9 protein-coding genes are annotated in these 13,118 nt (G+C 42.5%); 4 read left to right on the top strand and 5 right to left on the bottom strand.

Annotated elements, in window-relative coordinates; genetic code table 11:
* Window positions 1-25: 25 nt before the first annotated feature.
* Window positions 26-1,897, bottom strand: coding sequence for a RagB/SusD family nutrient uptake outer membrane protein (locus HX021_RS03400; RefSeq protein WP_286588364.1), 1,872 nt, complete (start codon window positions 1,895-1,897; stop codon window positions 26-28).
* 38 nt (window positions 1,898-1,935) lie between these two features.
* Window positions 1,936-5,151 (bottom strand): SusC/RagA family TonB-linked outer membrane protein, encoded by a 3,216-nt coding sequence (locus HX021_RS03395; RefSeq protein ID WP_286588362.1) that lies wholly within the window; start codon window positions 5,149-5,151, stop codon window positions 1,936-1,938.
* Between the two features lie 425 nt (window positions 5,152-5,576).
* On the opposite strand from HX021_RS03395, the gene HX021_RS03390 reads away from it, so the two are divergent.
* Window positions 5,577-6,116 (top strand): GNAT family N-acetyltransferase, encoded by a 540-nt coding sequence (locus HX021_RS03390; protein WP_286588360.1) that lies wholly within the window; start codon window positions 5,577-5,579, stop codon window positions 6,114-6,116.
* A gap of 39 nt (window positions 6,117-6,155) precedes the next feature.
* Here HX021_RS03390 and HX021_RS03385 read toward each other — a convergent pair whose 3' ends face one another.
* On the bottom strand, window positions 6,156-7,007 hold the full coding sequence (locus HX021_RS03385) for a polysaccharide deacetylase family protein (protein ID WP_286588359.1): 852 nt from the start codon (window positions 7,005-7,007) through the stop codon (window positions 6,156-6,158).
* A gap of 505 nt (window positions 7,008-7,512) precedes the next feature.
* Here HX021_RS03385 and HX021_RS03380 point away from each other — a divergent pair.
* The 3 genes from HX021_RS03380 (at window position 7,513) to HX021_RS03370 (ending at window position 10,647) form a co-directional block, all read left to right on the top strand.
* Window positions 7,513-8,904: a glycoside hydrolase family protein gene (locus tag HX021_RS03380; RefSeq protein ID WP_286588357.1), complete on the top strand. Its 1,392-nt coding sequence runs from the start codon at window positions 7,513-7,515 to the stop codon at window positions 8,902-8,904.
* Between the two features lie 102 nt (window positions 8,905-9,006).
* A complete protein-coding gene (glsA, locus tag HX021_RS03375; protein ID WP_286588356.1) occupies window positions 9,007-10,038 on the top strand; it encodes a glutaminase A in 1,032 nt (343 codons plus the stop codon).
* 168 nt (window positions 10,039-10,206) lie between these two features.
* Window positions 10,207-10,647 (top strand): carboxymuconolactone decarboxylase family protein, encoded by a 441-nt coding sequence (locus tag HX021_RS03370; protein ID WP_286588355.1) that lies wholly within the window; start codon window positions 10,207-10,209, stop codon window positions 10,645-10,647.
* A 366-nt stretch (window positions 10,648-11,013) separates the two neighbouring features.
* Here the strand turns inward: HX021_RS03370 and HX021_RS03365 are convergent, their stop codons facing one another.
* Together HX021_RS03365 and HX021_RS03360 are read right to left on the bottom strand one after the other, a co-directional pair.
* On the bottom strand, window positions 11,014-12,234 hold the full coding sequence (locus HX021_RS03365; RefSeq protein WP_353621007.1) for a DUF763 domain-containing protein: 1,221 nt from the start codon (window positions 12,232-12,234) through the stop codon (window positions 11,014-11,016).
* 220 nt (window positions 12,235-12,454) lie between these two features.
* Complete coding sequence (locus tag HX021_RS03360; protein WP_286588354.1) at window positions 12,455-13,105, bottom strand: hypothetical protein; 651 nt, start codon at window positions 13,103-13,105, stop codon at window positions 12,455-12,457.
* Window positions 13,106-13,118: the final 13 nt, after the last annotated feature.

The following is a 13,118-nucleotide window of genomic DNA, read 5'->3' as shown; positions in this document are numbered from 1 at the left end:
TTAGTTAAGGAGGTCTCTTCATCTATTAATATCCTGGATTCTGAATCAGCTCGGTATTTCTGTTGATCTCATCCCTATGCAAAGAGGTGAAATACATCTTATCATCCCAGTTCCTGTTTTCAATCCCCGGATCAATATTACTGACCACATATTTGTACGTATAGCTGGTCGGATCATATTTGTAAAGACTGACCTTCTTGTTGTCCTTCAATATACCGGTGATATTGACAATGTTTGCTTTCCGTCCCAAAGTTTCGGCAGCAATCATCCAACGCCTAGCATCAAAGAAACGATGTTCCTCATAGGCCAATTCAATACGACGTTCATTTCTATACCGATTTTTAAGAGCTGCCCCTGTTTCGGTAATGGCAGGCATACCTGCCCGAAAGCGGATTTTATTTAACCATGTTTTTGCTTCTGTATCCTCCCCGAGCTCGATACATGCTTCCACATAGTTGAGTACAGCTTCTGTATAGCGCAACATTGGCCATGGGATACGTTGTCTGGTATTCTGATCTTCCATGACCGGATCTGGATCGGTAAACTTGCGGATATAATAGCCTGTTCGGGAGCCATTCCAATCTTCAATGGGGCTTTTGCGGGTGTCGAGTCCAAAGTGAATGACCTTCTTGCCTGCTGCGTTTATGATCTCATACTGTCCTGTTTGGATCTGGTTGTTCGGGTCGCGGGTCTTGACATCGGCAGTCCGTGGTTTCCAGTCCGCACCATCATATAGTATGGTTGCTTTCAATCTGGGATCACGGTCTTGATAAGGATTTGCTGCCATGGCAGTGTTGGACCAATCGAATTTTTTGCCGTCTTTGGTTTCATAATCATCAACCAACAATTGAATCGGCGTATTACCGGCCCAGTTATGATAACCATTGGGGCCATTGTCACGGCCTACCCATCCGCCACGTTCATCTTTTTCATCAATAAAGAAACGGCCCAAAATCATGTCCATGGCCGCCGCTGGATCGGCCACTTTACTTCCGCCACCCAAGGACAATGCCATATAATTGGCTGTACCGTCACTGGCAGATGCTGGGGCCGAAAGATCCAATTTATAGGAAAATTCAGCATGGCTCAATACCGCTTTGGCGGCATCCTTCGCCTTTTTCCAACGCTCAGCCTGACTACCACTCGTATACATCAAGTATTCTGGTTTTGAATAGCTCTTCAGCAGTGCTGATTTTGCTCCGGCTTTATTCATGTCATGCAGATCACTTGCAGCATACAGCAAAACCCGGGATTTTAAAGCCAATGCCGCCGTCTCATTTGCGCGTCCTTTAACCACTGGGGCCGTTTTTAACAGTGACGCTGCACTGTCAAGATCATTGACAATTGCATTTACACAGTCTTCATAGCTGTTTCTTGGCACCATATAGTCTTTGTCGCCCAGGTTGTATATTTTATTATCGACAGGTATGCCGCCGTAAAAGCGTAAAAGCTGTTGATAATAATACCCACGTAAAAAATAGGCTTCCCCCAATAGGTTGGCAGCCTTTGCCTGGTCAAATTTCGGCGAGCTTAAATTTTTAATGGCAATATTGGTTGCCCGGATCCGCGTATACATGCGGCCGTACTCGTAGGTGTCCATGATGTACCCCTGGTCTGCCGGGTTGGACCGTGATTCGGTTACCGTGTTGATTCCTCGATTGGGATGCGTAAATATTGCTTCGTCGGTCATCGAGGCCATTTCTTGCTCATAAAACCCGCCAACACCAAAGCCATTATATATTTCTAAAACAAAAGCTTCCGAGAGTCCGGCATCGGACCATACCGTTTCCTCTGGTATTTCACTCAGCGGCTTTGTATTAACAAAATCATCATTGCAGGATTGCAACGAGGCTGATAATACAAGCATTAATAAGGATATATTTACAATTTTTTTCATTTCTTATCGCATTTATTTTTTCACTTTATCTCTATCATTTAAAAGGACAATAGCACACCGGCATTGAGCAGTCTGGCCTGTGGATAATATTGTCCCAATGCATTCACGGCTTCCGGATCATACATCTTGATCTTGCTCCAGGTGATCAGGTTCATCCCATTGGCATATACCCTTAATGCTCCTATTCCAATTTTACTGCAGATCTCGGGAGAAAGGTTGTACCCTATTTCCACATTTTTTAAGCGCAGGTAATCTGTACTCCGCATCCAGTAGGTATTATTATAGGAATAATATTGGTTGCTACGGTCTGTCAAACGTGGATAGACACTGCTCGGATTGCTGATGCTCCAACGGTTATCGTAGAACTCTTCCAGGAAATTACCGATAGACCCGGACTCGTCCGTACCGACACGTATCTCGCCACCAGTCGCTCCTTGGAATAAGATCGATAGATCAAAATCCTTATAGGTCAAGCCTAGGTTGAAACCACCCTGAAATGTGGGGTCGCTATTTTTGTCTCTCCTTACCCGGTCGTCCGGAGTAATTTTTCCGTCCCCATCATAATCTTTGTATTTCATGTCTCCAGGGCGTAATGTTTTGGTGATCGCACTATAGTCTAGCTTATTGTTGGCGATGTCTTCCCCGTCCCGAAAAACGCCATCATAGATATAGTATATATCTGTTTTAATGGGTTTGCCTGTACTCTGCTGCCAAGCTGGTGCACCAGGTGCCTCATCCCAAAAGATGATCTTATTTTTGGCATATCCACCATTGACACTCACGTTGTAGCCAAGTTCTCCGATCTTATTCCTATAGCCGAGGTTGAATTCCCAACCTTTATTGTCCACCTTACCAATATTTTCAGCTGGCAAAGTCATCCCAGTACTTTGCGGAATGGAAGCATTTTTTCGCCATAAGATCGAATTTCTCCGGTTTTTGAAGAGATCAAATTCAAAATTCATTTTCCCTTGAAAAAATTGAAAATCAAATCCCAAGTTGTAGTTGTTAGCCACCTCCCAGGTGATCATTTCGTTTGGTACCCTACTTTCGAACAAGGTTTTGGCCAGCTTGTCATTGATAATATAGCTTCCAAATGAGTAGGTGGAGAAATATTGATATTCTTGTAGTTTATCGTCGTAATAAATATTGTCATTACCCATCTGCCCATAAGAAGCCCTGATCTTGAAGTAGTTCACCACAGGCACATTTTCTTTCCAGAAATTCTCTTCGGAGACTACCCAGCCTGCCATTGCGCCCGGGAAAAATCCAAACCGTTTACTTTCTGGAAACATGTAAGAACCATCGTAGCGCCACAAGAACTCAGCAATATATTTGCTTTTGTAATTGTAACCAAAACGTCCAAAATAATTCAGGCGTGCCCTTTTCCATGCTGTTCCGTCATTATTCTTCTCCTGCTCCCCACCTGCAAACAGATAATCGATGCTATTGGACAGGAAGTAACGCCGATAAGCACTGAACAAATCATTGTCTATGGTCTCCCGGTTTACACCGGCAATGGCATTGACCTGATGGTCTCCAAATTTGCGTTCAAAACTCAATATACCGCCCAATAAAATATTCAACTGGTCTTCATTGCTTTGATTGAGGTTAGGATCGGCCGGACCACGCCTTCCGGGTTCCAGCAATGGAGTCTTTCCATCGGATTCATACGCCCCTTGCCACGAGTACAGCGTCCAAGGGGTAACCCATGTTTTTTGATTCTTCACATATTTGTCCACGGAGGCATTCAGCGTCAGCTTAAGCCCTTCCACCCATGGGTTGGTGATGTCCACCTGTCCATTGGTCTGAAAGTAATAACGTTTGTCCCGATCGTATCCAGTGGCATTGGTTGTGATAACGACAGGATTTTCACCATTCTCAATATCTGGACCAGGCATTCCATTTGGCCAGATGGCGGGTTGGGTTGGGTTTCCACGCATTAACATCCGAAAGATCGTACCTGCACTCTTTGTTGGAAAACTACGGTTTTCCTGCCGCCCCAAAACGCCAAACTGGGTCTTGATATATTTACTGATGTTAGCATCAAGATTGATCCGCAGGTCATATTGCTTATAGCCTGTCGCCGAGTTTTTATAATAGGCATCCTGATTTTGATAGCCCAGTGACATCAGATACTTCACATCCTCGGTACCACCGTTAATCTGCAGATTATGGCGTTGCTGCGGAGACCAGTCCTTCAGTGTAGATTTGTACCAATCTGTATTGGGATGCCCCCAAGGATCTGATCCATCATTGAATTTTTGAAAATCTTCAGGCTTAAATGGTGCATCCAGCACACCGCCATCTTTTTTGTTATAGGTACCTGTATTATTTATTGCCGTATAGGCTGCAGACCATTCTTCCACCGGAAGGTTATAGATCTCAAGCTCATTCCGGATTTCTGCAAACTGTGAGGCATTTGTTAATTTAGGAATAACGGTGGGCTGGGAATAACCTTGATTAAAGGTATAAGAAAATTGAGGCTTCCCTGTTTTCCCTCTTTTTGTGGTCACCAGAATAACACCATTCGCCGCTCTGGCTCCATAAATAGCTGCAGATGCATCTTTAAGGACGGAGATATTTTCAATATCCCGGGGGTTAAGGCGCTCAATCCCGCCTTCACGGGCAGGGACACCATCAATAACAACCAAAGGGCTGCTATTGCCCAGGGTGTTTGTACCACGGATTTTGATGTTTGATCCATCATAACCCGGCTCGGCACTTCCATTGGTGGCTGTTACACCAGGAACCCTTCCTGTCAGTGCATTGGAAACATTCAGTGCAGGCGACTTAGCCAGGTCACTGCCTTTTACTGTCGCCACGGAACCTGTCACCGTTTCCTTCCGTTGTTGACCGTATCCCACCACAACCACCTCATCGAGGCTGGATTGTGAGGCCAGCAAGGTAACGTTAATAGCCCGTCTGCCGTTGACGATCTCGTCCATAGCCTGCTTTCCTACCATACGGAAATTGATGGTACCATTGGAAGGAACTTTATCCAATGTGTAATGTCCTTCATTGTCCGTCTTGGTCGCTAAATTGGTTCCATTAACCGAAACTGTTACGCCAGAAACTGGCATTCCTGACTCGTCACGTACGGTACCGGTAACACTGATTTCTTGTTGAAAGAGTGTTCCATAACTTGCAAAGGTCGCGGCATCACTGGCATGCGGAGTCAAGGCTACTAATGAGCACAACGATCCAGTCCAAAATGCCTTCTTCCATTGATTTGAAAAATAATGGCAATTAATCATAAAAACTGTTTATTGGTTTAAATTGTATGTTTATTAGTTATCTTTCTGTTACGTCAAGATGAATCGGTTTAGGTTCTTGTCCGCAACTGGTTTATAATTGAATTTCGTTGTATGAAAATACAAAAATAAATATACAATGCAAGTGTTATTTTAACACTAATTTACAAAAGCTTGCACAGAATAGTATTGGATAGTATTTCAGCGAAAAAAACAATACCTTTACTTGATCTCGGCTGTCCATCATCAGGCAGGGTCAAATCCAATATTCTTTTGTAATCACACTTGAATAGCCTATTGGATCGTCGCCTTAATTAATAGGATAGTTTGTTTTATAAAAATAATGATGTTTATAGCTGTATATTCTGTATTGTAGTCAATCAGGATAGAAAATATAGTCTAGAAATATGTTGCACCCTTAAAAAACAATGATGACCATAAACATTAGACAGGAAGTTTCAGCTGACCATAGGGCTGTCTTTGAGCTCGTACAAAGGGCCTTTGAAAATAGCGAACATACGGATCATCAGGAGCAATACCTGGTTGAGAAGCTACGGCAGTCAGCAGCATTTATACCAGAATTATCACTTGTTGCTGAAATAGACCATCAACTAGTAGGCTATATCCTCCTGACAAGAATCGACATTGTCGATGATGACAATCAAGCACATCAGTCCCTGGCACTGGCGCCTATCGCGGTATTGCCTGAATTTCAGGACCAGGGTATTGGCGGGAAATTAATTGTAACAGCACATCAGATTGCCAAAGAGCTCGGTTTTGGCTCGGTCATCCTATTGGGGCATGCAGCCTATTACCCAAAATTTGGCTATCAGGCAGCCTCAAAATATGCAATAAACATGCCTTTCGATGTGCCTGATGAAAACTGTATGGCCATCGAGCTTCATCCCGGCTCCTTAACAGATGTGAAAGGGATGGTTGTATATCCTAAAGAATTTGGGATAGCGTAAGTTAGAGCTAGTTGACCCCATCCTTAATAACCGTCGGGATTAATACTTAACGGGATAGTCCTGCATGAATTCGAACTGATAGCCTTCTCTTTTAAGTCCGTCTATTAATGCTGATAACTGTTCCTGCCCCTTTTTGGTCTGGAACATATCATCGTGCATTAAAAAAACGACGTTATTGGGTGTCATGGAACTTTTATTGTTCATAAAATTGCGAATATGGGTCAGCGTTGCTTCCTGGCTTTGACCGGCTATACCGGTTACACTATTGATACGCCATTCTACATCCCAGCCAAAGATCTTGTATCCTGCATTGTGCAATAAATCGGCTGTAGTAGCCCCACTTTTCAGGTCTATCTTCCGAACATCATCATATACCCAAATATTTCTTCCTGGAAGTCGCACAATCTTATGCTTCAGCTGAAGGTCTTGTTCATTTTTTTCAAAATCGGCAAAGGCTTCTTGTGGATTATTATAAAATCTTGAATACTGATTCCTCGCATGGGTATAACTATGATTGTAGCAGGCAACCAATGGATTGGATTCATATTTCTCCAGATCCCGTTTTCTCCGTTTGCTCATATTCGCATGCCTACCGATTAAAAAAACACTCACCTTGACATTTTTTTCTCTGGCTAAGGAATCAATCGCTGCGCTTCCGATCAAAGGGCCATCATCGAAAGTCAGATAGATATGTTTAGGATGTGTATTAAATGCAGCACGCAAAGAATCTTTAAGATTACGCTTTTGTTGCTTGACAGGAATAGGATTTAAACTATCTACCGTAAAATGAATCAGATTTTTTTGCAGGGAATCCCATCTGTTCAATAAAACAGGTTTCTTTTCCTGCTGGGTCAATCTTTCTTTTAAGGTATCCCTACTACTATCTTCCATGCCACTGCCCAATACTTTACTGGAGAACTCCTTGCACGACACAGTACATAACAGCACAGTACATGTGAACAATGAAATCAACAACCTACTACACTTCATATCTATCTTAATAACTTAAGTGATTTTTTTTCAATGCTCAAAATTACTATAAAAACCTGCTTACTAAAGCATAAAATTTGATAAATCCCCAATTTCAGGGATAAATAGCTACAAAAAACAGGAAAATAGCAATATGATCGCATCCGATAATCAGCCAAGATCAAGTTGTATACAACATCTCTAAAAGAAAGTCCTTATTATTTTTGAAAACAGCTGCTCATTGAAAGAATATGATTCGCGTATTTAAATTGAATCCGGCATTCTTGCAGTTTTTGTGTAAATTCACCAACTGAAGTGGATAAAACCCTAAATCAACATCAGCTCATTGAAATTTTCCGGTCGCGTATCACGGAAGCAGATCATTTCATAAGTCTCATGTTAAACAATTTATAGACATCATAACGATATGAAAAAACAGCTAATTAAAAAAGGTGCTCTTTGCCTATTACTAATTTGTATCCATGGCTTCTTTATGCCTGCTTCCCATGCTGCGGAGCGGGAGAAACAGGCTATGTTCTGGACTTGGCTTGACTATAGTCCAACAACAAATTTCGATTCTATATGCCGGGAAATGAACTACCTGGGCATTGATGGTGTTATGCTAAATGCGGCAAGCCCTGACGAATATCGGGTTGCTGTTCCGATTGCCAAAAAATATGGTATCCAGGTCATTGCATGGCTGTGGACCATGAACCTTGAACATGACCGCGATAAAATCTTAAAAGAACATCCGGAATGGTTCAGTGTCAACAGAAATGGCAAGAGCCTGGCTGATACAACAGCTTATGTTGATTATTATAAATTCTTATCGCCCGTAGTCCCCGGAGTGAAGGAATATATCAAACAGAAAATCCAATCCTATTGCGAGGTTGAGGGGCTCTCTGGTATTTCAATTGATTATCATCGTTACGTTGATGTGGTGTTGCCGACGACATTATGGCCAAAATACAATATCGTACAGGATCGTGAATATCCTGCATGGGATTATGGATACCATCCTATTGCCGTTGAAAAATTCAAAAAACAGTACGGTTACGATCCTCATGCTCAGCAGGATCCTTCAAAGGACCTAAAATGGCGACAGTTCCGTTGTGATCAGATCACTGAAATGGCAAATATGATCGCAGATGTGGTTCATGCCAATGGAAAAATCATGGCAGCCTCTCCTTTCCCAACGCCCAAAATGGCTTCACGTATGGTCCGTCAGGACTGGGGGAAATGGAATCTGGACATTGTATTTCCCATGGTCTATAGCAGCTTTTATACCGAAGATCCGAGCTTTATTAAGGATTGTACATTGGAAAATGTGAAGGATAAAGGAAATAACACCACTTTATATTGCGGACTGATGGCTAAAAACAATGATGAAATGTTTGTCGACATGGACGAGGCCCTAAATAACGGTGCTCAAGGGATTTCCATTTTTACAATACATAGCTTAAAAGATCCAGCAATCAAAGCTCGTTTTAAAGCCTATACAACAGCAGCAAAAATCAAAAAGGACAAAAATAATGGAATCCTTCCCCGCCTTTCTGCCAGCAAAATAGAGAATGATCCTTTTAAGAAGGAAGGCATCATGAAGCTGATCACCCAAAAAATACAGGAAATGGTACAGCTTCAAAATCCATCAGCAGCCCCTGTGGCTTTATCAGCATATAAGAAAGTGGATGAATACGATGTGACAAAAAAATATCTTGTAGAAGATAATACGAGCAAGCAACGTTTCTATGTGACGTTCTTCTTCTATGGCGGCATACTTTCGGGCTGGAATGTTGATCCTGCAACAACAAACGGTTAAAACATTGTACTGGGGTGGATCTTCCATGGCGGACTTCACCCCTGATTACAGCTTTCAATCTGGATACTTTCCTATCTTTGGAACTTGAACATATTCGATAACATGCGCAAAACTTATCATTTAATTACGGGCTTCTTGCTCCTGACCTGTCCAGCAACTTTACCGGTATGCTCCGCACAGCTCGGTACACGTACCCAGACAGTAAAAGACAGCACAGCCATAGATGCTGCAACATTAAACCGTATTCTCCAAAAAAATAGCTCATTTTTCAAACAGGGAAAAGTGGCTGATTATATTCCAGAGCTGGGTAAAGTCAATGCACAAGCTATTGGTCTATCTGTTGTCAACAGGGATGGCACGGTCGTTAGTGCCGGCGATGTGCAACAGAAGTTTACCATACAGAGCATATCAAAGATAATTGCCCTGATGATTGCGGTGCAAGAGCATGGAGAAGAGAATGTTTTCGATAAAATGGGCTATTTCGGTACAGACAAACCTTTCAATCATTTTGCCAACCTGGAGACCATGGGCAAACCGCTAAACCCGATGATGAATGCGGGCGCAATCTTAACGACAGCACTAATTAAAGGAAAAGGTGAAGAACCATTCGCCAAAATACTGAATATGATCCGTTTCATTACGAAAAATCCGGATATAAATTATAGTCATGCTGTATACAATTCGGAAAGAGAAACAGGACATCGGAATAGAGGGATGTTTTATCTGATGCGCAACAATGGCTTAATTATAGGCGACGGAGAAGAAAAGCTCAATAATTATTTCAAACAATGCTCTATAGAAATTACGGTTGAAGATCTGGCTAAGATAGGATTCTTTTTTGCCAATCATTGTGTCCGTTATGACGGCAATAAACAATATCAGAATACGAGCTTGTCACAGCTTATTTTGTCGCAGATGTTGATTGCCGGAATGTATGAATTCAGCGGAGAATATGCGCGGACGGTAGGGCTACCAAGTAAATCTGGTGTGGGAGGAGGAATTACCGTAAGTGTGCCCGGTCAAATCGGAATAGCTGCATTTAGCCCTGCCCTGGACCAGCATGGCAATTCACTTGCTGGCTATCATATGATTTTGGATCTGGTCCAATCCAGGAACCTGAGTCTATTTTATTAATGACTTGCTTGTTTATCTTTACAATTGTTATCCCTACTATAATTGAATATACCGAACTAGAATAACATCCGGAGAACAGAACATAGCGAATATCTGCTTTCTTAAACCAGTTTAAGTTTATTATCCGGTCATTCTCACAACTTTGTATCATCAAAAAAATATATCATTATGGCAGCACGTTTAAATATTGCAAAAGTAGATGCAACAGCTTATAAGGCAATGTTGGGACTGGAAACCTATCTTGCGGGTATTTTCCTGACCCCAATACAAAAGGAATTGATCAAAATAAGAGCTTCCCAAATCAATGGTTGCGCCTTTTGTTTGGACATGCATACGAAAGATGCACTGAAATACGGAGAAACACCACAACGTATATTCTTGCTGAATGCCTGGCGCGAGACTGAGCTATATACAGCTGAAGAGCAGGTTTTATTGGAAATGACGGAAGAAATCACGCTAATCCATCAGCAGGGTTTGACGGAAGAGACGTATCAAAAAGCAAAACAGTTTTTTGATGAAAAGCAGATTGCGCAGATCATTATTGCGATTGTCACCATCAACGCCTGGAACAGGATCGGCATAAGTACGCATTTGGAATTGCTGAAATAGACGATTGCTTTTCCAACCAACAGCGTTTCCGGATTGATCCCGGAGACGCTGTTGGTTTAAAACAAGACCCCGGCTAGCGAAGTCCATTCAACAAACAGCATATTTCCAGCCTCCTCCCAGATGTGCCTCCCCGGCCGGAACAACCTTTTCCTTTAGCGAAGCGTCATTATACTGATGCCTCAGGCTGACCGTGGGACGATCAGATTCATTGAGCACGATATGGCTGTTTCCGCTCCTGAGTAAGAGGAAACATATAAAACATACCATTGTAATGACCACTTTCATTTGGAAGCAAATATACTGGCGTATATATAATTTTAAAGATGTTTAACACAATTTAACTAAATGATTACAATCGGGCTATATTTACTCAAAAAGTGATAATTGCTTACCTTGCTGGCCTGCTTTAGGCGGCTTTGCTTCACCATAGACTGTCCTGCCCTTGTATTTCCATGAGTCTCGCCGTTCCTGTTCGATCACTTGCTGAATATCGAACTGCGGGTTAAAGTTCGCCTCTGCTTCCAATACGATTTGATGAAGTTTATGAATGGATTTTACCTTGTCGCTATTCCCTAGCTTTGATTGCCTTATTCCTTTCTGCAAGATCTGGATACTTTGATCATAAATCTTTAGCGGTACCGGAAAGGGATGTCCATCTTTTCCGCCATGTGCAAATGAAAATCGGGCAGGATCCTTAAATCGTGCCGGGGCCCCATGTATGATCTCACTGACTAGAGCCAATGACTGCAATGTCCGGGGCCCCATCCCTTTTAACAATAATAGATCCTCAAAATCCTGCGGCTGACTTTCACGGGCGATATATAACATCGCTCCCAGTCTTTTTAAATCAACATCCGCCGCCCTTACATCATGGTGCGAGGGCATCATGAGCCGTGCAACATCCTGTACGATCTTTGGGGTATCTTCTTGAATAATTTCCATAATACCATACCTGTTGGGCGCTGCTCCTGATGCTGTCAAATTCAGAATGACCCCCTGCGAACGACCATTGATACCGGTATGGGGTTCTTCAATAAAAGATCGGATCTGCTCCGAGTGCCAATGATACCGACGTGCTGTTCCGTCATCATCGTGCATACCCTGCTGAACAACAGCCCAGTGGCCATTGTCGGCAACGATAAAATTATGAAGGTACAGCTGATAGCCATCTTGTATGGCCGTATTATCCACCTTTGCAACGAGCTTGCTGGTCCGAACCAACTTGTCCCCATCCAATCCGGTACGGTGGGCCAACTGAACCAACTCCTGCGGGGTCTCCTTTGAAAATTTGCCCTTACCGCCACATACATAAAGTCCGAATGAACTGGCCTGAGGATTTATAGCACGTTTTAATGCCCCCATAACAGCGGTCGTGATGCCAGACGAATGCCAATCCATCCCCAGAACAGCACCAAAGCTCTGAAACCAGAAAGGATCAGCCAATCGGCGCAGCACCTCATCTTTTCCATAATCCATAAGAATGACCTCCACAATGGATCTTCCCAAAGTACTCATACGCTCATAAAGCCAAGCCGGTACCTTACCATAATGTAGGGGAAGATCTGCCGTTCCCGAGCGTCTCATCATAAAAAAAACTAAATTTATTAGCACAAAATTAACTTATTTCCAAGCATTAACCAAAACCTGATGTTATCTTTTTCGTGGAACGACCGGGAATGGTCATATAACACGATTAAATCGATTGCTAACTAAAGATAGTCCATGAAGCAGGTTCTCAATAAAAAAGGTTGGGAAAACAGCTGTTTTCCCAACCTTTTTATCGTTGATTTTTATTTTATGTCTAGCTCTACTTTCCCGTCAGTGCCGACAAGAAGCCCGCACGGAAGGAGGCATCTTTTTCCGAAAATTCGATAGAATGTTTGTAAGTATCCACATTAAAAAATAGTTCTGCCGGCTCAGCTTTTTTATTGTCTAAGAAAAGCTTAAAGCTATAGGCCGTTTTCTTGGATAAATCGACATTTGACTTGTTGGATGAAAATACGTTTGGCAGAATCGTTTCTTTTGTAAACGTATCAGTAGTTGGTGTCTCAAACAGCTCGCCTAGAGCTTTGACCAGATTATTGGACTGGGTACCTGTCGACGAAATCTTAATTTTTCCTTTAGTAAAGCCTACATCTTCACTCGGTTGCCCATCTATGATACCAGCGGGAATAAAATCAATGATCTCAAATTTGGCCCCTACTGTATCCTGATTATATAATGCTTTGGCGGTATAAATACGACTTGAATCCGTTTTAACCTCATCCGTTATACGCAGGAAGAAGCTCTTTTTTTCAGGTCCGGGTGTGCCATTGGATAGTTTTTCGATTCTTACCCGCTCGATTGTATTTGCTGTCGCCGTATCACGTCCATCAGTTTTCTTCTGATTGGAGTTTCCGCAGCTAGCCATTACCATAGTGGCTGTTGCAAGAAGAGCTATAGATTGGAATTTGTACATATTGAACATTGTT

Source organism: Sphingobacterium sp. N143, assembly GCF_030325625.1.
GTDB lineage: Bacteria > Bacteroidota > Bacteroidia > Sphingobacteriales > Sphingobacteriaceae > Sphingobacterium.
Note: the sequence above shows the minus strand (reverse complement) of the source record. Positions and strands in the feature narration are given on the sequence as shown.